25 protein-coding genes are annotated in these 24048 nt (G+C 61.1%); 7 read left to right on the forward strand and 18 right to left on the reverse strand.

The genetic code is table 11. From position 1 onward, the window contains the following. The 3 genes from NW812_RS01005 to NW812_RS01015 all read right to left on the reverse strand — a co-directional run bounded on the left by NW812_RS01005 (position 1) and on the right by NW812_RS01015 (position 3848). Positions 1–489 carry a c-type cytochrome gene (locus NW812_RS01005; RefSeq protein WP_414393258.1) on the reverse strand — a complete coding sequence of 163 codons (489 nt, stop codon included), beginning with the start codon at positions 487–489 and terminating at the stop codon, positions 1–3. Between the two features lie 104 nt (positions 490–593). Beyond that, positions 594–2330: a glycoside hydrolase family 3 N-terminal domain-containing protein gene (locus NW812_RS01010; protein ID WP_414393260.1), complete on the reverse strand. Its 1737-nt coding sequence runs from the start codon at positions 2328–2330 to the stop codon at positions 594–596. Between the two features lie 108 nt (positions 2331–2438). Next, entirely contained in the window at positions 2439–3848 is a 1410-nt protein-coding gene (locus NW812_RS01015; protein ID WP_414393261.1) for a RecQ family ATP-dependent DNA helicase, read from the reverse strand. A 121-nt stretch (positions 3849–3969) separates the two neighbouring features. Here NW812_RS01015 and hisB point away from each other — a divergent pair, with 121 nt between their 5' ends. Further along, positions 3970–4590 carry an imidazoleglycerol-phosphate dehydratase HisB gene (gene hisB / locus NW812_RS01020; RefSeq protein ID WP_099812743.1) on the forward strand — a complete coding sequence of 207 codons (621 nt, stop codon included), beginning with the start codon at positions 3970–3972 and terminating at the stop codon, positions 4588–4590. On the opposite strand, the gene NW812_RS01025 is transcribed toward hisB, so the two are convergent. After that, positions 4573–5193 (reverse strand): pseudouridine synthase, encoded by a 621-nt coding sequence (locus NW812_RS01025; RefSeq protein WP_414393262.1) that lies wholly within the window; start codon positions 5191–5193, stop codon positions 4573–4575. The two genes, hisB and NW812_RS01025, sit on opposite strands and share 18 nt — an antisense overlap. Positions 5194–5295: 102 nt before the next feature. Here NW812_RS01025 and NW812_RS01030 point away from each other — a divergent pair, with 102 nt between their 5' ends. Both NW812_RS01030 and recN read left to right on the forward strand, forming a co-directional pair. After that, positions 5296–5616, forward strand: coding sequence for a hypothetical protein (locus NW812_RS01030; protein WP_414393264.1), 321 nt, complete (start codon positions 5296–5298; stop codon positions 5614–5616). A gap of 99 nt (positions 5617–5715) precedes the next feature. Next, positions 5716–7422, forward strand: coding sequence for a DNA repair protein RecN (gene recN, locus NW812_RS01035; protein WP_414393266.1), 1707 nt, complete (start codon positions 5716–5718; stop codon positions 7420–7422). Between the two features lie 8 nt (positions 7423–7430). On the opposite strand, the gene NW812_RS01040 is transcribed toward recN, so the two are convergent. Together NW812_RS01040 and NW812_RS01045 are read right to left on the reverse strand one after the other, a co-directional pair. Further along, positions 7431–8138 carry an ABC transporter ATP-binding protein gene (locus tag NW812_RS01040; RefSeq protein WP_414393268.1) on the reverse strand — a complete coding sequence of 236 codons (708 nt, stop codon included), beginning with the start codon at positions 8136–8138 and terminating at the stop codon, positions 7431–7433. Further along, positions 8135–8953 (reverse strand): ABC transporter ATP-binding protein, encoded by an 819-nt coding sequence (locus NW812_RS01045; RefSeq protein ID WP_414393270.1) that lies wholly within the window; start codon positions 8951–8953, stop codon positions 8135–8137. The genes NW812_RS01040 and NW812_RS01045 overlap by 4 nt, the downstream gene beginning before the upstream one ends. Before the next feature lie 250 nt (positions 8954–9203). Here NW812_RS01045 and NW812_RS01050 point away from each other — a divergent pair, with 250 nt between their 5' ends. Next, positions 9204–10448: an ABC transporter substrate-binding protein gene (locus tag NW812_RS01050; protein ID WP_414393272.1), complete on the forward strand. Its 1245-nt coding sequence runs from the start codon at positions 9204–9206 to the stop codon at positions 10446–10448. A gap of 132 nt (positions 10449–10580) precedes the next feature. Here NW812_RS01050 and NW812_RS01055 read toward each other — a convergent pair whose 3' ends face one another. The 12 genes from NW812_RS01055 to NW812_RS01110 all read right to left on the reverse strand — a co-directional run bounded on the left by NW812_RS01055 (position 10581) and on the right by NW812_RS01110 (position 20383). Continuing rightward, the gene (locus NW812_RS01055) at positions 10581–11300 is read right to left on the reverse strand and encodes a Stp1/IreP family PP2C-type Ser/Thr phosphatase (protein ID WP_414393273.1); all 720 of its coding nucleotides are present in this window, start codon (positions 11298–11300) and stop codon (positions 10581–10583) included. Continuing rightward, positions 11300–13021, reverse strand: coding sequence for an ABC1 kinase family protein (locus NW812_RS01060; RefSeq protein ID WP_414393275.1), 1722 nt, complete (start codon positions 13019–13021; stop codon positions 11300–11302). The genes NW812_RS01055 and NW812_RS01060 overlap by 1 nt, the downstream gene beginning before the upstream one ends. Further along, entirely contained in the window at positions 13018–13329 is a 312-nt protein-coding gene (locus NW812_RS01065) for a DUF6825 family protein (RefSeq protein ID WP_414393277.1), read from the reverse strand. Before NW812_RS01065 ends, NW812_RS01060 begins: the two co-directional genes overlap by 4 nt. A gap of 139 nt (positions 13330–13468) precedes the next feature. After that, the gene (locus NW812_RS01070) at positions 13469–14194 is read right to left on the reverse strand and encodes a phycobilisome rod-core linker polypeptide (protein ID WP_414393278.1); all 726 of its coding nucleotides are present in this window, start codon (positions 14192–14194) and stop codon (positions 13469–13471) included. A gap of 42 nt (positions 14195–14236) precedes the next feature. Next, positions 14237–14878, reverse strand: a complete 642-nt coding sequence (locus tag NW812_RS01075; protein ID WP_414393280.1) for a HEAT repeat domain-containing protein — start codon at positions 14876–14878, stop codon at positions 14237–14239. Between the two features lie 43 nt (positions 14879–14921). After that, positions 14922–15713 (reverse strand): HEAT repeat domain-containing protein, encoded by a 792-nt coding sequence (locus tag NW812_RS01080; RefSeq protein WP_414393282.1) that lies wholly within the window; start codon positions 15711–15713, stop codon positions 14922–14924. Positions 15714–15777: 64 nt separating this feature from the next. Continuing rightward, entirely contained in the window at positions 15778–16023 is a 246-nt protein-coding gene (locus NW812_RS01085; protein ID WP_414393284.1) for a phycobilisome linker polypeptide, read from the reverse strand. Between the two features lie 220 nt (positions 16024–16243). Next, positions 16244–16732: a phycocyanin subunit alpha gene (locus NW812_RS01090; RefSeq protein WP_414359365.1), complete on the reverse strand. Its 489-nt coding sequence runs from the start codon at positions 16730–16732 to the stop codon at positions 16244–16246. A gap of 120 nt (positions 16733–16852) precedes the next feature. Next, positions 16853–17371 carry a phycocyanin subunit beta gene (locus NW812_RS01095; RefSeq protein WP_414393286.1) on the reverse strand — a complete coding sequence of 173 codons (519 nt, stop codon included), beginning with the start codon at positions 17369–17371 and terminating at the stop codon, positions 16853–16855. A 391-nt stretch (positions 17372–17762) separates the two neighbouring features. Further along, entirely contained in the window at positions 17763–18578 is an 816-nt protein-coding gene (trpA, locus tag NW812_RS01100; protein WP_414393288.1) for a tryptophan synthase subunit alpha, read from the reverse strand. A 61-nt stretch (positions 18579–18639) separates the two neighbouring features. Next, positions 18640–20055, reverse strand: coding sequence for an ABC transporter substrate-binding protein (locus NW812_RS01105; RefSeq protein ID WP_414393290.1), 1416 nt, complete (start codon positions 20053–20055; stop codon positions 18640–18642). Between the two features lie 127 nt (positions 20056–20182). Then, complete coding sequence (locus NW812_RS01110; RefSeq protein WP_414393292.1) at positions 20183–20383, reverse strand: hypothetical protein; 201 nt, start codon at positions 20381–20383, stop codon at positions 20183–20185. Between the two features lie 28 nt (positions 20384–20411). Here NW812_RS01110 and NW812_RS01115 point away from each other — a divergent pair, with 28 nt between their 5' ends. The 3 genes from NW812_RS01115 (at position 20412) to NW812_RS01125 (ending at position 24002) form a co-directional block, all read left to right on the forward strand. Then, positions 20412–21206, forward strand: coding sequence for a class I SAM-dependent methyltransferase (locus tag NW812_RS01115; RefSeq protein WP_414393294.1), 795 nt, complete (start codon positions 20412–20414; stop codon positions 21204–21206). 92 nt (positions 21207–21298) lie between these two features. Beyond that, positions 21299–22657: a histidine phosphatase family protein gene (locus tag NW812_RS01120; protein WP_414393296.1), complete on the forward strand. Its 1359-nt coding sequence runs from the start codon at positions 21299–21301 to the stop codon at positions 22655–22657. A 10-nt stretch (positions 22658–22667) separates the two neighbouring features. Further along, positions 22668–24002, forward strand: coding sequence for a dihydroorotase (locus NW812_RS01125; protein WP_414393298.1), 1335 nt, complete (start codon positions 22668–22670; stop codon positions 24000–24002). Positions 24003–24048 lie beyond the last annotated feature (46 nt).

Genomic DNA, 24048 nt, shown 5'->3' on the forward strand with positions numbered 1-24048 from the left:
TCAGAGCGTTTTCAGGTAGCTAAGCAAGTCTGCCATTGCTTGGGGATCGGGCTGAAACTGGGGCATGGGCGGAGTTTTGCCGCTAGTTACTCGGTCAATGATAAACCGGTCGGAGCGGCGGCTGCTTACTCCCCGCAGGCTGGGGCCCACACGGCCATCCCCTTCTTCGCCATGGCAAGCCGCACAGTTAAGGGCAAATAGCGAGGCTCCCCTGCTGGCTTGCCCTTCTAGACTTAAAACAGCCTCGGTGTAGGGATCCGGCCGCATGGCTGCCGCTAGCCAACTCCAGCCAAAGACCGCTAGACCCACAAGAGCTAGACCCAGTCCCAGGTTCCTCGCCCAGTCAACTGACCACATCGCCTGCAGGAGGGCAAAAAATGGGCTCAGGGGCTGCCACCTGGAGGGCTGAGAGCAGGCTTGCCCTCCTCCCCCGCCAGAAGCCAAGCGAGGGCTACCGGAAATGTCGAGGTGGGGGAAAAAGAAAGGCACAGCCGACAACCCTGAGAGAGACGTTTCAATCTTTTACATTTCCACCAATACAATAGCTTAGGAGCCCCTTCCTGCCAACAATCCGTAACGGCATTTACTTTCTCTTAATGATCTGCAGCAGCTTGCTGAAGCCTGCCCTTCTCCAGCAGGGGTCGGCTGGGAAACAGGCGTTGCATGACTGCCAATTGAGCAAGGGAATCGGCGTTGAGGCTGTGGATGGCGTTGGTCCATTGGAAGTAACTCTGGAGGCGATGACAAACCGCCAAGTTTCCATAAGTAACAACGGCTGCTATCCGCTCCCGCCACCGCCTTAGCCAATCCACCACGTAGTTGGGCAGAGCCTCGTGGACAAAGGCCTGGAGAATCAACTGGCCGCCGCTGCTAAGGGCTGCCTCCAGCAAGCTCAAGGGGGTAAGGGAATGGCTGAGTAGGGGCGGAAGACCCAAGCTCGCGGGAATGCTTAGGGCAGGGGACTCGGCTAGGAGCACTGCCTCAGCGCCCAGGGAGAGATCTTGCCAGATCCAGTTCCAACTGCCAGGCGGCAAGGGGAGAGGCAGAGGCTGACCGCCGGTCACTCCGCCGCGGGCCATGGCTGCCTGACAAGGGGCAATGTCGCTCTCGGCTAGAAGAGATCCCAACTGGGCAGCCCTAGGAAGATGGGAGCGGGCGCTAAACAGCTTGGCAAGGGGTGAATCTTTGGCGAGGGGATCCCCCAGTAGCAAGGGTTTTAAGTGCTCGTCGGGAAAACCGCGGTTGACCTGAGCCCCCATCCAGCCAGGCAGCAAGCTAAAGTCCGTTTCTGCCAGGGGCGGCCACACCTGCTTGAGTAGGGCGGAGGCGGAGGGAAAAAGCCGCTGCTTAGCCCGCAGCAGCCGCGTTACCGACTGGGCAATGGCCTGGGGGTCTAGGGATCCCCGCTGCACAGCTTCCACAACGGCTGCGAGAGCCGCCAAAGGGTCGGGAGGGGCCAAAAGGAGGTCGGCGCCGGCCTGGAGAGCCCGCACCGCCAGCAGGGGGGGATCAGCCAGGTTGGCTAGGAAGTTTTGGTCGAGGCCCTCTGCCACAATGAGACCGCTAAACCCCCACTCTTGGCGCAGCAGCTGGGTCAGCCGCCCCGGCAAAAGAGAGAGCGGCCAGCGCTCGTCCCACTCCGGCAGCACCACTGGCGCAACCGAGATGGCTCCTACCTGGTCCACCAGACCGCGGAACGGCAGCCAGGGTCCTGCTTGCAGCTCCTCCAAGGTGAGGCTTAGGCGAGGACACCAGGGGTCAGCAGTTGGCTTTAGCAACAGCAGGGGGTTGGCCTGCCCCTCTGCCCAGCCCTGGCCGGGGAAGGCTCTGGCGGTGGTTAGAATCCCCTCCGGAACCGCTTGCTCGCAGCCGCGCACAAAGGCCCGCGCCAGTTGCAACGCCAGCTGTGGCTCCTCCGCCAGCGCCAGTCTTGCTAGACCCTGCCCCAGGGGCTCAGCCACCGGGCCAAGCAGCCAGTTGATGCCGATGGCCGCCGCCTCCCGCGCCGTGATCCTTCCCCACTGTTCCGCCCAGCGCTCGGCCTCAGAGCCCAGGCGGCTCAGGCCCAGGGGGTGGGGGAAGGAAGTGGCTCCCTGCAGAGCCAGGCCGCGACTGGCCTCGGCTGCCACAAGAAGGGGCAGAGTCGCCCAAGACTGCGCCTCCTCAATGAGGAGCAGGGCCTCAGCCACATGGCCATCGGTAATCCAGATGCCTCCAATCCCCACCTCTTGGATCAGCCGCTTGAGAACCTCTCGGGGAGGAGCCTGGGATCCCAGGCGGGCCGAGACCGGCACCACTAGCAGTTGCGCCACCTGCTTTGCCAGGGACAAGGGCTGCTCAAGCGCTGCAACCGGGGGTCCAGAACTACCCATGGACACTCCAGGAAAGTCTTCAGCGAGGGGATCCTATCGCTGGCCACAAGGCTGGGCAAGCACCCATCAGCGCCTTTGGGAAGCCCGGCAGCGGTCGCAGGTGCCGCAGGGCAGACCAGGCTGGTTCTCAGGGTAGCCAAAATGCCGCAGGATGACCTGCCAGCGACAGCCGCGGCTGTGGATGAAGTCGTCCATCCCCTGCCAGGGATCCTGCCGCGGCGGCGGCTGCCAGCGGCGGTGCAGCACTTGAAAGTGAAAGGGATCTGGCCAATGCAGACAGCCCATCTCCTGCAGCAGGCCCAGGGCCACCCGCGTCTCTCCGGGGGGCAAGTCGGCGTAGGATCCCTGGGGGGGCAGCGTTTGCAGCAAACGCCGCGCCTGGGCCAGCAAGCGCTCCTGCTGGGAATAGAAATAGGCTTGGCGCTGGCGATCGGTGGGATCCAAGAGGCCTGTCGGCTCGGAGACCAACATCAGGGCCTGGCAAGGGCCGCCATCCCGCCCGCCCCGCCCCACCTCCTGCAGGTAGTCCATTAAGTTGGGGGGCGGGTGAAAGTGCAGCACCCAGCGCACGTCGGGCTTGTTGATCCCCAAGCCGAAGGCGTTGGTGCAGACCAGAAAGCGCAGCTCGCCCTCCAGCCAAGCCCGCTCCAGCCGACGGCGGGATCCCGCCTCCAGGCCGCCGTGGTAGGTGGCGGTTTTCTGGTTGCGGCAGCCCAACCACTCGGCCAGCTCCTCTCCATCCCGCCGCGTGCGCACGTACACCAGGCCCGAGCCGGAGTTTTCCGCCAGAAAGCGCAGCAGGCGCCGACGGCGATCCGCTGGGCTCCAGGCCACCGCCACGTTGAGAGAAATGTTGGTTCGCAGCGGGTCAGCGCGAATGCATTCCGGATTCTGCAGGTCGAGGATGTGGCGCAGGCGGCTGAGGGTTTCGGGATCGGCAGTGGCGGTAAAGGCAGCAATGGGAAAGGCAGGCTGGCCCAGGGCAGGGCGCACCAATCCCAGACGGCGGTAGTCGGGCCGGAAGGATCCCCCCCAGTGCACCAAGGTGTGCGCCTCGTCGACAATGAGGCCGTTGAGGGGCACCTGCTGCAGCCGCTCCCAGACTGGCGGGCTGAAGAGGGTTTCCGGCCCCAGATACAGTAGACGCAGCCGGTTCTCCTCCAAAGCCCGCAACACCCGCTTGCGCAGAGCTGGATCCAGCTCGCTGTGCAAACAGGCCGCTGGCAGACGGCGCTTCCAGAGATCCTGCACCTGGTCTTCCATCAGGGCAATCAGAGGCGAGACCACCAGGGTCAGCCCTGTCTGCAGCAAGGCCGGCAGTTGAAAGCACAGAGACTTGCCGAAACCCGTCGGCAACACCACCAGTGCATCCCGCTTCTCCAGCAAGGCACGGATGACCCGCTCCTGAGGTGGGCGCAGTGCCTCGTAGCCCCAATACTGCTTGAGGGCCCGTTGAATCTGTTGCCAATCCTGCAAGGAACACTCTCCCCCTCTGCAACCTGAGCCCGCCTGCCCCCCTTGCCAAAGACGCTGATTCTGGCACCCCTACCTGTGCGATCCTAGAGCTGGGACTTCCTAGTGCTCCCCTACCCTTGCCATGACAGCCATCGACTCCCCCCGCCTGCTGCAGCCCAGGACGGCCTCGGTTCACCGCCGCACCAACGAAACGGACGTTCAAGTGCATCTCAACCTCGATGGCAGAGGGCAGTACGAGATCGACACCGGGATCCCCTTCTTGGACCACATGCTGGCCCAGCTCAGCACCCATGGGCTAATTGATCTCCAGATCAAGGCCGTGGGGGATCTGCACATCGACGACCACCACACCAATGAGGACGTGGGCATTGCCCTGGGACAGGCGCTGGCGCAGGCGCTGCAGGATCGGCGCGGCATTTACCGTTTTGGTCACTTCTGGGCTCCGTTGGATGAGGCGCTGGTGCAGGTGGTGCTGGACTTTTCCGGGCGCCCCCACCTCAGCTATGGTCTGGAGCTGACCGTCGAACGCATTGGCCGCTACGAAACCCAGTTGGTGCGCGAGTTCTACCAGGCGGTGGCCAACCACGCCCAGCTTACCCTGCACATCCGCCAGGTTGCTGGTCTCAATGCCCACCACATCGTCGAGGCCAGTTTCAAGGCCTTTGCCCGCGCCCTGCGCATGGCCGTAGAACGGGATCCGCGCCGACAAGATGGGATCCCCAGCTCAAAAGGGGTGCTGTAACTCTCGCCCAAGCCGGGGACGGCGCGACTGGCCAAAACAGCAGTGCCGCAAGCGGGCCAACTCCGCCTCGCTGAGATCCTGCCACTGGCCAGGAGCCAGACCTGCTAGGGAAAGGGGGCCTAGTCCTACCCGCACCAGCCTCAGCGTTGGGATCCCGACCGCAGCAGTCATGCGGCGCACCTGGCGATTGCGACCTTCCCGCAGCGTCAGCTCCAGCCAGGTGGTGGGGATGGAGCGGCGAAAGCGAATGGGCGGATCCCGCGGTGGCAGATCCGGCTCCTCGGCCAGAACTCTAACCTCAGCCGGTCGGGTCTTTCGCCCCTGGATGATCACTCCCTCTTGCAACTGTTGCAGAGCCTGCGGCGTAGGGATCCCTTCCACCTGCACCCAGTAGGTGCGCTTGTGGCCAAACTTGGGATCGATCAGGCGGGCGTGGAGCTGGCCGTCATCGGTGAGCAAGAGCAGTCCTTCGCTATCGCGATCTAGCCGCCCCACTGGATAGACCCTGGGCACTGGGATGAAGGCCTTGAGGGTGAGGCGCCCTGCCGGGTCGGTAAACTGGGTGAGCACGCCGTAGGGTTTATAAAACTTGAGGTAGCGCATGGCAGACGGCTTCCGTCTTTGGACTAGGCAGTGCAACTTCAACGGTAAGATTCAGGAAGCAGCATTTCTCCACAGGCAGCAGCGTTTGGTGGATTGCACCTAATGGCGATAGACAACACTCTACTCTGGGTTTTAGTGGCAACGGCAGGGCTCTCCCTTCTCAGCTTGGTCTATGTCTGGGTGGACGAAGCCCTCAAACGGCGCCGCTACGAGCGGCAAAAGCAAGAAGAAGCCGTTCCCTCCACCGCTGCTGCTTCTGAACCTGAAGCCGGGATCCCGCCTGCTGCTTCTGACACTGGATCCGCTGCCCTAGAGCCAGAAACCGAGCCTAGCCCTCCTGCTCAGGAAGTAACGGCAACCCCTGAAACCCTCGACACCACGCCCGAGCAAGTCGATAAACCAGGGGAAACGCCGGAGACCTAAGGGCAACCTCCTTTCTAACCTCGCTCCAGGAGCAGCTGCGCTAACCTGAGACAGAACTGCCCTAGCCACCGCTAGCGACGCCTCGGGCGACAGATCCCTATGCTGAGCCTGTTGCGGATTGAGAACTTCGCCCTGATCGAGCAGTTGGAGATCCCCTTTGGGGCAGGGCTCAACGTGCTTACCGGGGAAACGGGGGCAGGTAAGTCCATTATTCTCGAGGCCCTCGATGCGGCTTTGGGCGGGCCAGCGCGGGCTTTGCGTAGTGGCAGCAAGCGGGGCCTAGTGGAAGCTATCTTTCAACCCAATGCCGATCTGGAAGCCTGGCTAGAGCAAGAACAGATTGAGCCCCTGGAAGAGGGCCTGGTCTGCAGCCGCGAACTGGTGGTGCGTAGCGGCAAGCTCACCAGCCGCCTGCGAGTCAACGGGGTGGTGGTCAACAAAGCCCAGATGCTCAGGCTGCGCTCCCAACTGCTGGAGATCACTGCCCAAGGGCAAACGGCTCAAATTCAGTCTCCCCAAGCCCAGCGCCGCTGGCTGGATGCCTTTGGCGGCGAAGAGCTGCTGCGGGCACGGACCCAGGTGGCAGCTTGCTACCAGACCTGGAGCCAGCTCAAAGCTGAAATGGAGTCCCGGCAGCAGACTCAACAACTGCGCCTGCAGCGCCTAGATCTGTTGGAGCTGCAAGCCCGAGAGCTGGCTGCCCTGCGCCTGGAGGATCCCGACGAGCTGAGCAAACTGGAGCGGGAGCGGGAGCGCCTGGCCCACCGGGTAGAGCTGCGGCAGCAAAGCCATGCCGCCTACCAACTGCTCTACCAAAATGACAGCGGCTCGCCAGCCATCGCCGATCTCCTGGCCCAGGCCGAGCGGCTGCTGCAGAGCATGGCTCAACGGGATCCCGAGCTTGCCCCCTTGGCGGAAATGGTTAGCAACGCCCTCGTGCAGGTAGAGGAAGCGGGGCGGGAGCTGCTGCGCTACGGCGAGGCCCTGGAGGCCGATCCCAGTCGGTTAAGCAAAATTGAACGGCGCTTAGCTCAACTGCGCCAGGCCTGCCGCAAATACGGCCCCACCTTGACGGAGGTGATGGCTCATGCGGAGCGGGTGCAGGTGGAGCTAGCCCGCCTGCGGGACGAGAGCACCGACTTGGAGGAACTAGAGGCGCAGCTGAACCAAGCAGCCCAGGAGCTGGAGCACCACTGCCAGAGGCTCTCCCAACTGCGGCAGCAGGCAGCCCGGAAACTGGAGAGAGCCCTGCTGGAGGAACTCAGGCCCCTGGGGATGAGCGGCGTGCAGTTCCAGGTGCAGATTCAAGCCGGATCTCCCACTGCCGAAGGGGTGGATCAGGTGAGCTTTTGGTTTAGTCCCAACCCTGGGGAGCCCCTGCAACCGCTAGCCGACATTGCCTCCGGCGGCGAGATGAGCCGTTTTCTCCTGGCCTTAAAAGCAGTCTTCAGCCGCGTCGATCCGGTGGCTACCCTGGTCTTTGACGAGATCGACGTCGGCGTATCCGGCAAGGTAGCACAGGCCATTGCCGCCAAACTGCACCAGCTTGCCCGTAGCCGCCAGGTTCTCTGCGTTACCCACCAACCCTTGATTGCTGCCCTAGCGGATCACCACCTGCGGGTTCACAAAGTGGTGCAAGAAGGGCGAACTTGCGTGCGGGTGGATCCTCTGGGAGAAGAAGAGCGCCGGGAAGAATTGGCCCAACTAGCTGCCGGCCACTCCGCCCAGGAAGCGATGAGCTTCGTGGAAGCCCTTCTCAAGCAAGCAGCCCAATTGCGCCAGCTGCAGCTGGCTAGCTCTGTTTAGCCCCTGCCTCAGCCCCCTAAAAACAGCTCCAGCACCTGGGGATTGCGCAACAAGTTGGGGCCAGTATCTTCAAAGCGGTTTTCTCCCATCGAGAGGACGTAGCCCCAGTCCGCTAAGCTCAGGGCCTGCTTGGCATTTTGCTCCACCATCAGGATGCTGACGCCAAGGCGGTTGATTTCTTGCAAGAGGGCAAAGGTCTGCTCGACATACAGCGGCGACAGGCCGGCTGTCGGCTCATCCAGCAACAACAGTCGCGGCTCCGCCATCAACGCCCGCCCTATGGCTAGCATCTGCCGCTGCCCGCCGGAGAGGGATCCCGCCGCTTGCTTTCGCTTTTCCCTTAGCGGCGGAAACAGCTCGTAAACCCGCTCCCGTTGGGCAGTGTAGTCGTCGCGCCGGATAAAGGCTCCCATCTCCAGGTTTTCCTCGACGGTGAGGGAGGGAAAGACATTGTTGGTCTGAGGCACAAAGCCGATCCCCCGCCGCACCAGTTGCTCGGCAGCAAGATGCGTGATGTCAGAACCTTGGAACAGCACTCGGCCCGAGCGGATGGTGGCCAACCCAAAGAGGGATTTAAGCACTGTCGATTTGCCTGCTCCGTTGGGGCCGATGATCACCACGATTTGCCCCGGGTTGACCTTGAGGCGGATCCCTTTGAGGATGTCCACGCCGCGGTAGCCGCTATAGAGATCTTGAATCTCGAGCAAAGGAGTCATGGCGGGGATCCCTCCGGCGAGAGGGTGGAGGCCGGTTCCGAGCTGAGGGCATCTGCTAAAGCGATGGATCCCAAATAGGCCTCGCGCACGGCAGGGTTTTGCCGAATTTCCTGCATGGGTCCCTGGGTTAACACCCTTCCCCCCGCCATGACCACCACGTGGTGGCAAAGGCGGGTCACCAGATCCAGGTCGTGTTCAATGATGCAGAAGGTGCAGCCGCGCTCGCGGTTGAGGTACTCAATAAAGCGGATTAGGTCTGCCAGCAACGTGCGGTTGACCCCAGCCCCCGGCTCGTCCAAGAGGATGACCCGCGCATCGGTCATCAGGGTGCGTCCCAGTTCCAGCAGCTTCTTTTGCCCGCCCGAAAGGTTGACTGCCAGTTGATCCCGCAGGTGGATGAGGTTGAGCCGTTCCAAAACTTCTTCAGCCCGAGCCTGAAGCTGGCGCTCCTGCCGCTGTACTCGCCGCCAGCGGAACCAGGCGTTAAATAGGTTTTCTCCAGCCTGATGGGGAGGAACAACCATTAAGTTTTCCAGAACGGTCATGCGGCCAAACTCCCGCGGGATCTGGAAGGTGCGCACCAGCCCACGTTGAAACAACTGGTGGGGAGGCAAGCCCGTGACGTCTTCCCCATCTAGCCAGATGCGTCCGCTATTGGGCCGAATAAAACCGGCAATGATGTTGAAAAGAGTTGTTTTCCCCGCCCCGTTGGGACCAATCAAGCCCGTGATCCGACCAGCTTCGATGCGGAAGGAACAGTGATCTAGGGCATTGACGCCGCCAAACTGTTTGGAGATGTTGTCAATAACGATCACACCGCTACCCTGGGAAAGCTCCATTCCCTAGTAGATTCACTATTTTATGAGCTTTCGTCGTAGGGTAAAGAAGCTTATTTAACCAAACTCGCCGATAGGCTTGCCAAGAAGCCCCCTGGCAGGGGTTGGGTTGGCTCTTGGAGGGAACCCTTTGAGGTGGGCTAACGTCTACTTCTATACCATCGACCTTTGAGAATTGCAGTTTTATTCCCTCATTGGAGCTCATTGGAGGTTCTTGGTTATGTCTCCCATGCACAAACTGACCCGGCGGGCCTTCGCGACGGCGGCAGCCCTGACAGCAGCAGCACTGGCCACCACCCTGCTGCCAAGCACAGCTCAGCAAGCAGCCAAAGCCCCGATTAAGATAGGAGCGCTGCTGTCTTTGACGGGCGACCTGCAGGCCTATGGGGAGAACTGCCTCAAGGGCATCAAGCTGGCCCTCAAGCAGATCAACGAAGCTGGCGGCGTCCTTGGATCTCAAATTCAAGTGGTGGAGGCGGATGACCAAACTTCAGCGCAGCCGGCTATTGATGCGGCCAAGCGGCTAGTGAACGTGGAGAAGGTGGCCGCCATTGTTGGCGCTTTGGGCAGTGGTGTTACCATTCCGGTGGCCACGACAGTCACGGTTCCCAGCAAGATTCCGCAAATTTCACCGGCCTCTACCGCGCCCACCATCACCACCTTGGACGACAATGACTTTTTGTTCCGCACCGTTCCTTCCGATGCTTTCCAAGGGGTAGCCCTAGCGCAGATTACCCGTGAAGAGAAGCTGGATCGCCTGGCTGTTATCTACATCAACAACGACTACGGCCAGGGTCTAGCCGACAGTTTCAAGGCTGCCTTTGAGAAGCGGGGGGGCAAGATCACCAAGGCCGTCCCCTACGAGCCAGGCAAAGCTTCCTACCGCGGCGAGCTGGATCAGCTCAAGGAAGGGAACCCCCAGGCGCTGGTGGTCATTGGCTATCCAGAAAACGGCGCGGTTATCTTGCGGCAAGCCTTGGAAGGGGGGCTATTTAAGCGCTTTGTCTTAACAGACGGCATGCGCTCTCCTGATCTGGCTGCCCAGGTGGGGGCAGACAAGCTAGAGGGATCCATTGGCACTTCGCCCCAGGCCCGCACTGACACCAAGGCTTACCAGAGCTTTGTTCAAGCCTACAAAGCTGCCTACGGGGAAGTGCCCCCCACTCCCTACATCGACACTGCCTACGATGCTGCCTTCCTTCTGGCTCTGGCCATCCAAAAAGCGGGCAGCACCGATGGCACTGCTATCCGCGATGCCCTGCGGCAAGTGGCCAATCCCCCTGGCACCGAAATCCTGCCTGGCGAGTGGGCCAAGGCGGTGGAGCTGCTGAAGAAAGGGGAAGACATCAATTACACTGGCGCTTCTGGCTCGCTGGACTTCGATGAAAAGGGAGACGTAGCCGGAACCTTTGCCCACTGGACCTTCAAGGGCGGGAAGATCGTAGACTTGAAGGTGTTTGAGCCGAAGAGCTAAAGACTGGGCTGCTGTTTTCGACGAGTAGGGGTTTGCTGGGGAGATGACTGGCAAGCCCCTGCTTTTCACTGCCAGCGCAGCTCCCACTCGTTGGATTTTGGGGTAAGGCCAACCTTCATTGAGGGGAGGACGTCACGCGTACTCGGCAATGACGACCGTGATGTTGTCCCGACCCCCTCGCTCTTTGGCTGCCTCGATTAACTCCAGGACAAGCTGCTCCAGGTCTGGCACCTTCAAGCAATATTCGGCAATGACTTCGTCGTCCAGCTCCTCGGTTAGTCCATCGCTGCACAACAGGAGGCGATCCCCAGGAAGCAGGGTAATGGGTTGGATAGCAGGTGGCCCTGTGTCAGGCCGGCCCAGGCAGCGCTCAAGGATGTGCCGCCAGGGGTGGATGCGGGCCTGCTCTTGGGTTAACTCCCCCTGGCGAACCGAGCGGGCGACTAGCGTGTGATCTTCCGTCATCTGCTGCAGCTGGGATCCGCGCAGGCGGTAGAGGCGGGAGTCGCCGATGTGAGCACTCCAGCAATTGTTGTTGGGATCCACCATCGCCACCACCACAGTGGTGCCCATGTCTGCCCGTTGCGGGTTTTCCCGCTGATCTTTGAGAATGGCCTCGTTGGCGGCTTCCACTGCTTCGCTGAGGAGCTTGGGCGCCGGCACCATCTCCCAGCCTCGATCCAAATAGGCTCGAATGGTCTCAACTGCTAGCTGGCTGGCTACGGCTCCTGCTGCATGTCCACCCATGCCATCGGCAACGATGAAGTAGCGACCTTCCGGATCGCAGTAGTAAGCATCCTGATTGCCGCTGCGAACCTTGCCCGGATCCGTAGCGCCAGCATAGCGTCGCATCACCTCAGCCGATCCAATTCCTTTGCCTTTAAGAGTACCCTGAGCAGCGCCGCGGCGGCCAAGACAGCCAAGGCCAGGGTGACCATCGCTAAAGTAGCATGCCCAGCCAAAAATAGCTGCGTGGCGCTAAGAAAAAAAGTTGCAAACAGCACCGCGTAAGTGGTGCCCCAGCCCGTCGAGTTGAGCTGACGCAGCAGGCGTTCCGTCTCAATGGAGCGAACCCGCAGGCGCAGCTCCCCCTGTTCCAATTTACTTAAGGCCGTCTCCAGGCGGCGGGGCAGGCTGAGGCTGGTGCTGGTAAACTCTACCGCCTGGCGGCTGACCTGAGCCAGCAGGGTTTCCCTCTCGGGGTGGCTACTGTTCATGAGCTCCTCTGCAAAAGGCTTGGCCACCTCAATAAAGTTAAACTCTGGATCCAGCCCTTTTCCCAGCCCCTCCAGGGTCGTGAGGGCTCGCAGGACAAAGGTAAAGGTGGCGGGGAAGCGAAACGGCTGCTCATAGGCCAGCTCGTAGAGGTCTTCGCTGATGGCCGCCACCGAGATCTCGTCCAGCTTGCTGGAGAAGGGTTTGTCTAGGAAGTGATCCAGAAGGTACTGCACCGAGCGGCGTACTGGTGCCAGATCGGCAGTGGGTACTAGAACACCCAGCTCCACCAGCAGGGCCACCACCTGGTCGGCATTCTTGGCCACCACTGCTGCTAGCATATCTGCCAGTTTTTCCTTGATGCCGGGACGAAGGCGCCCCATCATGCCGAAGTCGTAGAAGATCAGCGTGCCATCTGGCTTGACGGCAATATTGCCGGGGTGGGGATCGGCGTGGAAAAAGCCGTCTTTGAGCAGTTGCCGCAGATAGGCCTCCGCCCCCAAGCGGGCCAAAGCCTTGCGATCCAATCCCGCCGCGCTCAGCGCCTCGTAGTCGCTAATTTTGATCCCTGGCAGGTATTCCAATGTCAGCAGACGGGGGGAGGTGTAGCGCCAGTACACCTTGGGAACAGCAATCTGGGGCACGTCGCGAAAGTTGCGGCGGAAAGTGTCGGCGTTGCGGCCCTCGTTGAGATAGTCCACCTCCTCCCAGAGGGTGCGGCGACACTCTTCGTAGATGCCAATCCAGTCGCGGCCCGCTCCACCCCACGGGGTGTGGTGCTGAAAAAACTCAGCAATGCCGCGACCGATCTCCAGGTCAATGGTAAATAGCTGCACCAAGCCCGGCCGCTGTACCTTCACCACCACTTCTTCGCCGCTTTTTAGCTTGGCGCGATGCACTTGCCCCAAGCTGGCTGCCGCCAAAGGGGTGGGATCGAAGTAGCTGTAAATCTGCTCAATGGGCTTGCCGAGCTCCTGCTGCACGATGGTCGCCACCTGTTCGTAACCAAAGGCGGGCACCTGATCCTGCAGCTTGGACAGCTCCTCGACGTACTCGGAGGGGAAGAGATCGGCGCGGGTGGAGAAAAACTGCCCCACCTTAATAAAGGTAGGGCCGAGGTGGAGCAACGTCTCGCGGATCCAAATGGCTCGGGCGCGGCGGCGTTTAGCCTTTCGCTCTGGCGTGGGCTGCCCCCCATAGCTCCAGGCCTGCTGATCCAGCCAGAGATAGAAGAGCCAGGTCAGCACAAAGCGCCAGATGTCGAAAAGACGGCCCCAGCGGCTGTAGTTCTCTCGGGCCCACCGGTAGGCGGTATAGGGCTTAGCAGGCTTGGATCCCTTTGCTGTGCTTGCCTTCAAGCGTTTCGATTCCGGTACTTCTGCAACTCAGAGCGTAGCTGCGCCACCTCGGCCCGCAGGTCATCTAGAGTTGCCTGCAAATCCTCCACCTTGTAGGTGGACGAGGCCATTTCTTGGGTAGCTAGCGATGCTTCCGCCTCAGCTCGGGCCATGACATCCTGGGCAAAAGTCTGCCAGCCCTCCTGCAGCTCTGCCCATAGCTTGCCCACCTCCGCAGCAAGGTCGGCAAGAGCGCCTTCCCAACGCTCGCGCAGAACATCGGCCACTGCTTTGCCGACGAAAAAAGCTCGCACAACGGGATTCCTCATGCAGCCCAAGTGTTAAGAAGCATCACCCAGATTATAACGAATCTTGCCGCAACCGAACTGCCGAGCCCCCCAGCCAAACAGCCTCGGAGCATCGGCTCGGCAGTCCCGCAAGCAATTGTCCTAGAGAGCTTGTCTAGGGCTAGCGACGGTTGGTGGTCATGTCGGGGATCTTCAGATCGAAGACGCTAATGTTTTGCCGCGCTGCCGGCTTGGGGTTGAGCATGCGAGCCATGTTGAGGAAGTTCTCCGGATCGCCGGGCTTAGGCAAGCGAACAACCCGATAGGTGCGCACCACCTCCCGAGCCGAGGGCCTCACGCCGGAGATATCCCGCCAACGGGCTCCGTAGCGGGGGGTAACCAAGTTGGTCGGTTTCTCCGAAAGGCGGCGGCGCTGGTAGGGCACCACATCGTCCCCAAAAGCAGCGTCGTACTCCTCGCTATCGACAATGGCGTCGATAAAGCCGTCTAGGCCGCGGGTGGCCAGAATGATGGAGTACTTGATGCGCTCCATTTGGCTGTAGGTGGGCCGACCCAGGAAGCGCTGGAAGGTGATCTCAACGAAGCGGTAGTTGTCGTTGGGAACCATGACCAAGTCGCGGTAGACCTCCGACTTGCCCAGGCCCCGGATAAACTCTTTTACCGAAATTGCTCCATTGCGCAGCTGGGATTCCAGCGCTTTCTGCCGGTAGCTCTCCAGCATCAGGTGCTCGCTGAAGATTTGGCGGTAGGCGGCGCGGATAACATTCTCAATGCCCGCCGGGTCATCGGGGCGGTAGACGGGCGGAGTTTCGTCGCTGGGTACAAAGTAGCGGTTTACCCGCTCGTTTTGCGTAGTGGGGCGATCGGCAATCAACGGAAGAGACATAGGCTGTGCTCCTAACAAGAAACAAACAACAAAGAAGAGAGCCTACGCCTCCCTAGCCAGTTCCTGCTGGCTTAGGCGAGCGCGGAGAGGGATCAGAGGATCCGCATCCTGCAAAGCTATCTGAAGGGCTGCCTCGGCAGCAGCTCGCAGAGAAAGTTCTCCCAGGCGGGCTAGATCCGTTAGGGCTGCAACGGCGGCATAGCGCACTCCCCAATCGGCATCCCCCAGGCATTGCCGCAGTAGCTGCAAAGCTTGCTCTTGATCGGACAGGGGTCGCTGGGCAGCCACCCGTCCCAGCCCGCGCGTTGCTGCCCGCCGCACGCTGGGGGCAAAATCGGCCACAATGGCCTCGACCAAAAAGGGGTAGGCATCCCCATGGCCAATGCGGGCTAAAGCTCGCACCGAGTAGGCCCGCGCCCCGTAGTCAAAGCCGTCAATGTTGGCCAGCAAGGGCTGTACTGCCGCTTCTCCAAAGCGCAGCACCTCCTCCAGAGCCGCCTCCCCTACAGCAGGACGGTTGAAGCCAAAAGCGCGAATGAGCAGGGGGATCCCTTCTACCTGCCCTAGGGATCCCAGGGCTCGCACCACCCCCAGCAGCTCTGCCTCTGAAGTGGCCTGCTCCAGCTGGGTAGCCAGTTGGGCCACAGCAGGAGGAAGCCCTTGTGCAGCTGATGAAGAGGACATGACCAGCCTAGAAGCTAAGGTAGTAAGGTTAGAGGTTCCAGGTCTAAAACAGCTTGTCCAGCTGGGGGATAATTGCCGCTGCCACCTGATCTGGCGGCACCCACCCCAACTGCAAGGCCACGTCAAACAGCCGCTTTAAAGCATTGAGGCGCAGGTTGAGGGCTACGTTGGCGGTTGCCAGCAGGGATGCCCCCGCTAGCCAGCCCGATTCAGCCAGATCAAAGAGGGCCGCCTGGCGCAAGCTAAAGTTAGGGTGGGCTAGCAGCGCCACCAAAATCTGGGTCAGCTCCTCCGCTTGGGTAAAGCGATAGAGTACCCAAGCTGCTGCCGAGCGCACTCTTTCTGAGGGGTGATCTAAGAAGGGCCGAATGGCTGCTTCCGCTTCTGTGGCGTTGAGGTGGCCCAGCGCCTCAATGAAAGCCTCCCAAGGCTGCTCCTCTTGCGACCTTAACAAAGCTAAAAGAGGCTGCACCGCCCGTTTATCTCCCAACTGGGCTAGAGCGTAGGCCGCCTCTTCTCGCACCAGCAAATCGCTACAGCTAAGCGCCTCAATTAGCCCAGGTACCGCCCGGACATCGCCAATTTGCCCTAGAGCTTTAGCGGCACTACGCCGCAGCGGATAGCCTCCCAACGCCGTGCGATCCCGCTCGTCCTGCAGCGCCAATAGCAAAGGCTCCACTGCCCGCGCCTCGCGAGTCGTGCCCAGGTACCAGGCTGCATAGTAGCGATCCTGCGGATCGTCTCCTTGCAGCCAAGCTATTGCTTGCTCCCAGGTAAGCTGCTGGGGCAGCACCGCCGTGTTGGAGGCTATGCGAGCTGTTGCCGAACCGTTCATGTAACTAGGGCAGCTCTCTCAACGACTGCTTGCCCAGAGCCACGCTCCAGCGCAGCCAGATCCTTCACTGGGAAGTAGGAGATCCCGTAAGAGGAGTAACCCGGAGAACCTTGCCACCCATCCGGAGAATGCGCTGCATCTCAGCAGACAGCCGGCTGTAGGGAACTGTAAGCGTAGCAGTGCTGCGGCGTACCTTCGCTGAGGTGGTCAGGGCATCGGGCGGGTTAAGGAGGCCAGTGTACTCAATCTTGTAAACCCGGCTACCGGCTTCCGTTAGAGCTTCCGGGCTGCTGGTGCTTTGACCAAACATGGCTTTCCCCCGCTGTTAACACTCCCGCTTATCAAAGTCGCATGGGCAAAAAGGAGCTTTTCCAAAGCGCTATCAAGCTGCTTTGCAGCAAGTTTAGGAATGCTTTCCCTCTGGCTTGAGCCTGCAGGCAAGCAACCCGGCTTTCTCCAGGCTGCTGCCTGCCAGGCAAACTGCTAGAAGGAATTGCCCTCCTGCCTAAGGAGCCCTAGCTTAGCCTCCCCTAGCTAAGGGCGTTGATGGCGTAGTCGAAGTAGATGGCAGCTTCATTGGCCGCTTGGCCCTTCAGCATGCCCAGAGCACGGCTCTTCATGTGTTGCAGAGCCACAATGTACCAGCTGGGGGAAAGGTTAAAAGCGCGGTTCACTTCCCGCAGACCGGCCACCAGGTATTCATCGAGAGGACCAGTGCCACCGGCAACCAGCGAGTAGGTGATAAAGCGCAGGTAGTAGCCGATGTCACGGGCACACTTGGCCTGGAAGACCTCGCCATGCCCCATTTCACCCGGCTGGCTCAAGTAGGGGAAGCGCTTGAACACTTCCTGCACCGCTTCGCGCACCAGCGTCTGCTGGTTCTGGGTCAACACCCGAGCCGCTTCTAGGGAGGCAGCAGCCCGCTGGTAGCGACCGCTCACCGCCTGCAGCTCGCTGGCGTTGAGAAAGCGCCCTTGATTGTCAGCAGCGGCAATTGCTTCGGTGATAACGGTTTTCATTTGCAACTCCTCAATACGTTGACTGTTAGTAAAAGCAACCAACAGGCAGCTCCTTTACTGCCCCGTTAGATTCCCGGCTGGCTATGAAAGAAACTGACCCTCGCCAAAAACCGAGATACCTTACAGAATGGCAGCAGCCGCCTTATCGAAGTAGCTGGCCACTTCGCTTTGGATTGCTGAGCAGTCGCCAGGGGTGATGCCGTTTGGATCCATGATCTTGGCCAGAGCTTCCCTCTTCATAGCCGCAATGGCATTGGCCATGGAGCTGGTGGGCACCCCCAGCGCAATGTAAGTTTCTCGCAGACCGTTCAGGCAGCGATCTTCCAGCACTGAGCTGTCCCCTGCCAAGGTGGCGTAGGTAATGTAGCGCAGGATAATCTCAAGGTCGCGCAGGCAAGCAGCCATGCGACGGTTAGTGTAGGCGTTACCGCCAGGAGCAATGAGATCTGGCTCCTGGGCAAACAGAGAACGGGCTGCGTTGACCACAATTTGGGCAGCGTTGCTGGTCATGCGATTGACGGCATCCAGGCGCTTGTTGCCTTCTGCCACCAAAGCTTCCAAACGGGCAAAGTCTTGTTCGCTTAGAAAAGCCCCACGTGCATCTGCCTGAGTAATCACCCGGGTAAAGGCGTCTTGCATAATGGATCTCCTTTTGTTTTTTTCCAAAGTCAAGGATGAGCGACTGGCTGATCCTCTCAAAAGCCAGCTACCGAGCCTTGCTGGATGCGGAATCCGTTTCCCAAAAACCGGGGATCCCGTGGAGGTTGCTTGAAACTCCCCCACTGAAGCCCCAGAGTTTGAGATCGGTCGAGAACTCCTGCAACCTTCAGACAGCCGAGCATCCAGGTCAATTTTATAGCGCGGGAGCGATGAGGATTTTGTGAAGATTTACAAACAAGCCGACACCGAAAGGTCTAGTCGGCTGCCGAGTTTCCAGTTCTAGAGTCCAGCGAGCAGGGAATTGGCCGGCAGGGGGCTAAAAGGATGTAAATATTTGTTTCATTCCCTTTGAGGGCTCCGGCTGCAGCCGTCAAAGGTGCAGAGTTCCCACTCCTTGCAGGGCAGCCTTGAGATCGCGGCAGAAGTAGGCAATCTGTTGCAGCCCCTGGGCAGGGGTGGGAGCTCTGGTCAGCCGCTGCACAAAGGCGCTGCCAACAATGGCTGCATCTGCTCCCCAGAGGGCGATCTGGCGGGCTTGCTCGGGGGTAGAGATGCCGAAGCCCACCCCAATCGGCAGGGAGGTGGATTGGCGCAACTGCTGCAGCAAGGCAGGGAGCCGCTGCTCCAGAGTGGATCGCTCGCCGGTAACGCCGGTGGTGCTGACCAGGTAGACAAAGCCGCTGGAGTGTTGGGCGATGCGCCTCATGCGCTCAGGGGGGCTGGTGGGGGCCACCAGTAAGATGAGGTCGATCCCCTCTGCCTGCGTCGCTTCCCGCAGGGGTTCAGCCTCTTCTAGGGGTAGGTCGGGGACGACTAAGCCGGCACAGCCGGCCCGGCGCAGCTGCTGCACAAAGGTGGGAATGCCGAGCTGGTAGATGGGGTTATAGTAGGTAAAGAGGATGAGAGGGGCCTGCAGCGAGAGGCCCTGCAACCCCTGCAAAATGGCGCCCAGGGTCACGCCCCGCCGGAGAGCACGGCTAGCTGCTGCTTGGATCACCGGCCCATCGGCCAGGGGATCCGAGTAGGGCACCCCCAGCTCGATAAGATCGGCGCCGCTCTGATCCAGAACCTGCAAAGCCTCAAAGGTGGTTTCCAAGTTGGGATCCCCGGCGGTGAGGTAGGGGATGAGGGCTTTTTCACCACGGCTGCGCAGCGCCTGAAAGCAGGCTGTGATCCGAGTGGGCATGGGATCCATTCGATTCTGAGGAGATTGAGAGCATCCCCCACTGTAGCGCCTGCCGGGATCCCTAGGGGAGAGGCACGAAATCGTAGCCGGTACCGGAGCGGTTGCCGGGCTCAACCCGCACCAGCACATAGGGAGCATTGCGGTCGCCGGAGGGCAAAAAGCGCACCTCTCCCGAAGCCCCGTCCTGGAGGAGGAAGTTGGGATCCTGCAAACGGGCCAGCACAGCGTTGCGGCTGGTGGCTCCTTGGCTGAAAGCTTGCAAGAAAACCCGGGTGGCATCATAAGCCAGAGCGGTGCGCCAGCTCACCTGCCCTCCCCAGAGCTGGGCTGCCTTCTGGGCAAAGCCGCGGTTGCGCGGCACCTGGGGATGCCAGGGTACCGCCACCACCAAGCCCTCTACCGCTGCTCCCCCTTCTTGCAATGTGGTGAGGCTGAAGAGCACATCGCCGCCCAGAAGAGCAAGGGGCTTACCAGCTACAGCGTTCTCGCGGGCTACGGCCAGCGCTTTTTCGGCTACGGAAGCCGTGGGAGCTAAAAAAGCTACCTGGGCTCCTTGGCCGACGGCCCTTTGCAGGCTGGCCTGGGGGTTGAAGTCCGACGCCGATAAGTCGAACTCCGCCAGCACGATGCCCCCTTCGCTGGTCAGGGTGGAGGCAAAGGCGTCCCGCAGGCTGGAGCTGTAGGCGCTGTTGGGGTTGTAGAAGATGGCCACCCTTTGCAACCGCAACGTGTTGAGAGCATAACGGGCCAGTTGTGTGCCAGCCACTTGATCCGAGGGCACGGTGCGAAAAATGGCATCCCCCAGCATGCTGATGCGAGTGCTGGTGGAGGTGGAGGAGATCATCGCCAAGCCAGCAGGCTGATAAACCTCGGCTGCAGCCAGGGTGGCATCGCTGGTGTTATGGCCAATCACCCCCAAGATCTCAGGCTGCGCCACCAGGGCTTTGGCCACCGCTGCTGCTCGCTCAGGGTTATCGCCATCGTCGGCAATCACTACCCGCAGCAGCCGTCCTCCGATTCCCCCCTGTTGGAAAAGCTCCTCCTGAGCTTGCGCCACCCCGCGCAGGGTCTCTTTGGCGCGGTTGGGGTTGCTGGAGATGGGCACCACCACCGCCAGGCTCAAGGGACTGCCCTGCTGCTGGGCGCGGGCGTTGTTCAAGAAAATGCGAGCTTCTGGGTCGTTGCGGTTGCTTTGCAGACCCATCTCCAACACCGAGATGGCCGCGCTGAGGTTACCTTGGCGCAATAGCTCCGCCGCTGCCGTGGCCGTGGGGCTGCTATCGGCAAACAAGGTGCGCTCGCCGCTGGTCAGGAGCAGATCTTGTGCTCCACCCCCCAACCCTGGCAGCGACACCTGAGGCAGAGGGATCCCTTGCGGCCAGCGAACATAGCCCGCCCGCCAAGCACGATGACCGCCCCAGAGTAGCAATAGACCCAGGACGATGTAGACAATGGGTGGCGGAGACTTGACAACCATGATTCAGGGAAGAAAACGCCGACCTTCGGCCAGCAAAGACACTGATCGCGCCCTCAGGGATCCTCAAAAACCCGTCTTTTCAAGGACTTTCAGAGGCTTCTCGAAGAATAACTTAAGGGTGGGGACGCTAGGAAGGGCTGTTGCGGTATTGGCGCTCTAGCTGCTCCACAATGGAAATGGGAACGGATGAGGTCTCGGAGGGCTCTTCTGGCGAGGTGCCGATCTGCGTCTCGGTCTCCACATTGAACTGCCGAGATGTTGCCCAAACCACTGCTGCAATCAGCAAAAGGACGATAGCGGCACCGTAAAGAAAGGCGACGATGGCCATCGGGTCAATGGTTTAGCTTTCCCCTTCCATGATAAAGGCTGTCGAGAATTACCCACTTCAGGATCCCTTAGAGCAAGCCCTATGGGACTGGCACCGAGGCCAGGCCAAGGGATCCCTGCTCTTGCATGCCTACGGCCTGGAGGGGATCCCGTTGGCGGAAGAGCCCCAGGTGGTCTCCCCCGAGGTGTTCTTCACCCAAGAGCTGCCGGAGGTGGAGGCCATGGCTTTGGATCTCTGTCGCGGTCGGGTGCTGGACATCGGCGCCGGCACGGGCCGCCACAGCCTGCTGCTGCAGGAGGAAGGATTGGCCGTGGCTGCCTTGGATCGCTCGCCCGTGGCGTTGCAGATCATGGCCGAACGGGGAGTGCGCTGCCGCATTGCTGCCGATCTTTTCCACTGGGCAGGGCCGGAAGAGCCCTTCGACACGCTGCTATTGCTGATGAACGGCGCTGGCCTCCTGGGATCCCTAGAGGGGTTGGAGCGTTTTTTGTGCCGGGCTCGCCATTGGATTCAGCCCACCGGCCAGTTGCTTGTGGACTCTACCGAGCTCAGCGACTTCAGCGAAGAGGGCGACTCGGCGCGTCTGGAGGATCTGCTGCAGGATCCAGAGCCGACCGTTCCTAGGGACTTAGAGGGGGGGAAAGCAGAAACCAAGGTAGTGAACTTTGTGGCTGAGTACAACGGCCGGCGCGGGGATCCTTTCCCCTGGCTTTTTGTGGACCCAGAAACCCTGCTGCACTATGCCCACGCCAACGGCTGGCAAGGACAAATTCTCTACCAGGAGGCGGAGGGGGCTTTCCTAGCGCGGCTTACCCCTTTGTGAGCGGCTCATCTCTAGGGAGGCCAGCCAAACCCCACAGCAGGGCTCTAGGCGATACTCTAGTAAGGTGTTCTCGAGTTCAACCGGTGCAAACGATGGCTCAGCCTGCCCTGCGCATCCTGCTTGTGCGCCACGGTGAGAGCACCTTCAACGTCGAAAATCGCATCCAAGGTCGCTCCGATCTCTCTCGCCTCACCCCCAGTGGAGAAGCGCAGGCGCAACGGCTAGCTGAGGCCCTGACCGGGATCCCTTTGGATTACGTCTACTCTAGCCCTCTCTCCCGCGCCCTCGACACTGCCCACATTCTTCTCAAGGAGCGAGCGGGGGTCCCTTTGTTGATTAGCGAGCAGCTGCGGGAGATTGACCTAACGGAGTGGGAAGGCCTGACCTTTGCCGAGGTGAAGGAAAAGTACCCAGAAGAGTACTCCCGATGGCGGTACCATCCCGAGGAGCTGGAGCTAGGGGGACGCTTTCCGGTGCGGGATCTCTGGCAGCAAGCCCAGGGCTTTTGGCAACAGTTGGCTGAGCAGGTGCAGGCGGATCCCCGCTCAGAGCGAGGGAAGGATCCTAAGCATCCCCTCAACGTTCTTATCGTCGGCCACAGCGGCCTCAACCGTGCCCTGGTCAGCACGGCCATTGGCTTGGGGCCAGTCCACTACCACCGCCTGGGGCAAAACAACTGTGCCATTAGCGTCCTCAACTTTCCCCAGGGCCTGGGGGGGCCACCCCAACTGGAATCCTGGAACATCACCGCCCATCTGGGCCAATCCCTGCCCCAGCGCAAGCAGGGGATGCGCATTCTGCTGGTGCGCCATGGAGAGACGCAGTGGAACCGGGAGCAACGCTTCCAGGGGCAGCGGGATATCCCCCTCAACGCCACCGGCGAGGAGCAGGCAGCCAAGGTAGCCGAATTTCTGGCGGATCAGCCGCTGAATCTAGCCTTTTCCAGCCCCCTCAAGCGGCCCTGGGCTACTGCTGATGCCATTTGCCGCTACCACCCCAACCTCATTCTGCGTCCAATGGTGGAGCTGCAAGAAATCTGCCACGGCGACTGGGAGGGCAAGCTGCAGAGCGAGGTGGAGGCCCAATACCCCGGCGAGCTGGAGCGCTGGCAGCGGGATCCTGCGGCTGTGCAGATGCCCAACGGGGAAAATCTCTACCAAGTTTGGGCCCGCACCCGCTCAGCCTGGGAAGAAATTTTGGCCACTACTGCTGCTCAGTTTCCTGAAGGTACGGCAGTGGTGGTAGCCCATGATGCCATCAACAAAGCCATCATCTGCCAGTTGTTCGACCTTTCTCCCCATGCCTTTTGGATCTTCAAGCAAGGCAATGGCGGCATTACCGTCATCGACTACCCGGAAGGAAAGGAGGGTGCCCCAGTCTTAAGAGTGCTCAACCTCACCACCCACCTGTCCGGCCAGATTTTCGACTGCACCACGGCGGGCGCTCTCTAGGGGGTAAGAGATGGGATCCCCTCTCCTTGCCGACCTGGGTTTGCCAGACATTTGCCTCCAAGGGGTACGCCTGTTGGATCCCTGCCGCCAGCGCGACGGCGTGGCTGACGTTTGGCTACGTCGGGGCCGCCTCCTGCTTGTCGAGGCAACGGCAATCCCCGCCAAGATCCCCCGTCTGGACGCCGCCGGCTGGGTGCTGGGCCCAGGCCTGATCGATTTGTACACCTCTAGTGGCGAGCTGGAAGACAATGGCCTCTCCGCTGGCCGCGAGACTCTCACTTCCTTGGCAGCAGCGGCGCGGGCAGGCGGCTTTACCCAAGTTGGCCTGCTGCCCACTCCTCTTGCGGGGACAGCAGCCTTTCCCGTGCTGGATCAGCCAGAGCAGCTAGGTCGCTATCGTCGCCGGCCTGGGGATCCTCGCTGGCTGCCCTGGGCTGCCTTGAGCTTGGGTGGCCGGGAAGAAGCTCCCAGCCCTTGGGGAGAGCTGGCCCGCGCTGGAGCCATTGGCTTTGTGGCCCGGCTTGGGGGAGCAGAGTCGCTGCGCTCCCTGGCCCTGGTGCGACAAGCTCTGGAGTACTTGCGGCCCTGGAACAAGCCCCTGCTGGTTTGGGCCTGGGATCCCACCCTAGGTGGTTCGGGCAGTCTCTACGAGGGGGTATGGGCTCTGCGCCTGGGGCTAAAGGGCATCCCAGCCAGTGCCGAGACCGCCGCCCTAGCCCGCCTCCTGGAAGTGCTGCGCAGCGTTCCCTCGCCGCCGCCAGTGCATGTGATGCGCCTCAGCCAAGCCCGCAGCCTGGAGCTTATCCAGCAGGCGCAGGCAGAGGGGCTGCCGGTTACCGCCAGTACCACCTGGATGCACCTCCTCCTGTCGGAGGAAGCTGTCTTCGAGCGCGGCTACGATCCCAACTTGCGCCTACTGCCTCCTCTTCCCCGTGCCGCCGACCGGGAGGCCCTCATTGCCGGGATCCGCAGCGGTAGCCTGGGCATTGCCGTCGATCATGCCCCCTACACCTACGAGGAGAAGACCCTGCCCTTTGCCGACGCACCCCCTGGGGCCATGGGTCTGGAGCTGGCCCTGCCGCTGCTATGGCAGAACTTGGTGGAGACGGGAGCGCTGACGGCGCTACAGCTCTGGTCGGCCCTTAGCCTCTACCCGGCCCGCTGCCTGGGGTTGGAGCCGCCCAGCCTGGAGCCCGGCAGCGATTGGGTGCTCTTTGATCCAACCCATACCTGGACAGTTTCGGCAGCCACGCTCCGCTCCCACTCGCAGGCCACTCCCTGGCTGGGCAAGACCCTACGCGGCAGGGTGCTGCACACCCACGTGGAGGAAGAGAGCAAGCGCTGAGCTGCAGAAGGAGACATTGCCCTCCCCCTGGCTTGACAATGGAGGT

Source organism: Synechococcus sp. O70.2 (assembly GCF_047462135.1).
In the GTDB taxonomy this organism is placed as follows: domain Bacteria; phylum Cyanobacteriota; class Cyanobacteriia; order Thermostichales; family Thermostichaceae; genus Thermostichus.

Bases quoted from the DNA above. Each gene is read 5' to 3' on its own strand.
- NW812_RS01025 (WP_414393262.1), bottom strand. From the start codon at position 5,193: ATGCGCTACCTCAAGTTTTATAAACCCTACGGCGTGCTCACCCAGTTT.
- NW812_RS01055 (WP_414393273.1), bottom strand. From the start codon at position 11,300: ATGCGACGCTATGCTGGCGCTACGGATCCGGGCAAGGTTCGCAGCGGC.
- NW812_RS01050 (WP_414393272.1), top strand. From the start codon at position 9,204: ATGCACAAACTGACCCGGCGGGCCTTCGCGACGGCGGCAGCCCTGACA.
- NW812_RS01030 (WP_414393264.1), top strand. From the start codon at position 5,296: ATGGCGATAGACAACACTCTACTCTGGGTTTTAGTGGCAACGGCAGGG.
- NW812_RS01125 (WP_414393298.1), top strand. From the start codon at position 22,668: ATGGGATCCCCTCTCCTTGCCGACCTGGGTTTGCCAGACATTTGCCTC.
- NW812_RS01095 (WP_414393286.1), bottom strand. From the start codon at position 17,371: ATGCAAGACGCCTTTACCCGGGTGATTACTCAGGCAGATGCACGTGGG.
- trpA (WP_414393288.1), bottom strand. From the start codon at position 18,578: ATGCCCACTCGGATCACAGCCTGCTTTCAGGCGCTGCGCAGCCGTGGT.
- NW812_RS01090 (WP_414359365.1), bottom strand. From the start codon at position 16,732: ATGAAAACCGTTATCACCGAAGCAATTGCCGCTGCTGACAATCAAGGG.
- NW812_RS01080 (WP_414393282.1), bottom strand. From the start codon at position 15,713: ATGAACGGTTCGGCAACAGCTCGCATAGCCTCCAACACGGCGGTGCTG.
- NW812_RS01075 (WP_414393280.1), bottom strand. From the start codon at position 14,878: ATGTCCTCTTCATCAGCTGCACAAGGGCTTCCTCCTGCTGTGGCCCAA.
- NW812_RS01110 (WP_414393292.1), bottom strand. From the start codon at position 20,383: ATGGCCATCGTCGCCTTTCTTTACGGTGCCGCTATCGTCCTTTTGCTG.
- NW812_RS01065 (WP_414393277.1), bottom strand. From the start codon at position 13,329: ATGAGGAATCCCGTTGTGCGAGCTTTTTTCGTCGGCAAAGCAGTGGCC.
- NW812_RS01070 (WP_414393278.1), bottom strand. From the start codon at position 14,194: ATGTCTCTTCCGTTGATTGCCGATCGCCCCACTACGCAAAACGAGCGG.
- hisB (WP_099812743.1), top strand. From the start codon at position 3,970: ATGACAGCCATCGACTCCCCCCGCCTGCTGCAGCCCAGGACGGCCTCG.
- NW812_RS01040 (WP_414393268.1), bottom strand. From the start codon at position 8,138: ATGACTCCTTTGCTCGAGATTCAAGATCTCTATAGCGGCTACCGCGGC.
- NW812_RS01085 (WP_414393284.1), bottom strand. From the start codon at position 16,023: ATGTTTGGTCAAAGCACCAGCAGCCCGGAAGCTCTAACGGAAGCCGGT.
- recN (WP_414393266.1), top strand. From the start codon at position 5,716: ATGCTGAGCCTGTTGCGGATTGAGAACTTCGCCCTGATCGAGCAGTTG.
- NW812_RS01105 (WP_414393290.1), bottom strand. From the start codon at position 20,055: ATGGTTGTCAAGTCTCCGCCACCCATTGTCTACATCGTCCTGGGTCTA.
- NW812_RS01120 (WP_414393296.1), top strand. From the start codon at position 21,299: ATGGCTCAGCCTGCCCTGCGCATCCTGCTTGTGCGCCACGGTGAGAGC.
- NW812_RS01115 (WP_414393294.1), top strand. From the start codon at position 20,412: ATGATAAAGGCTGTCGAGAATTACCCACTTCAGGATCCCTTAGAGCAA.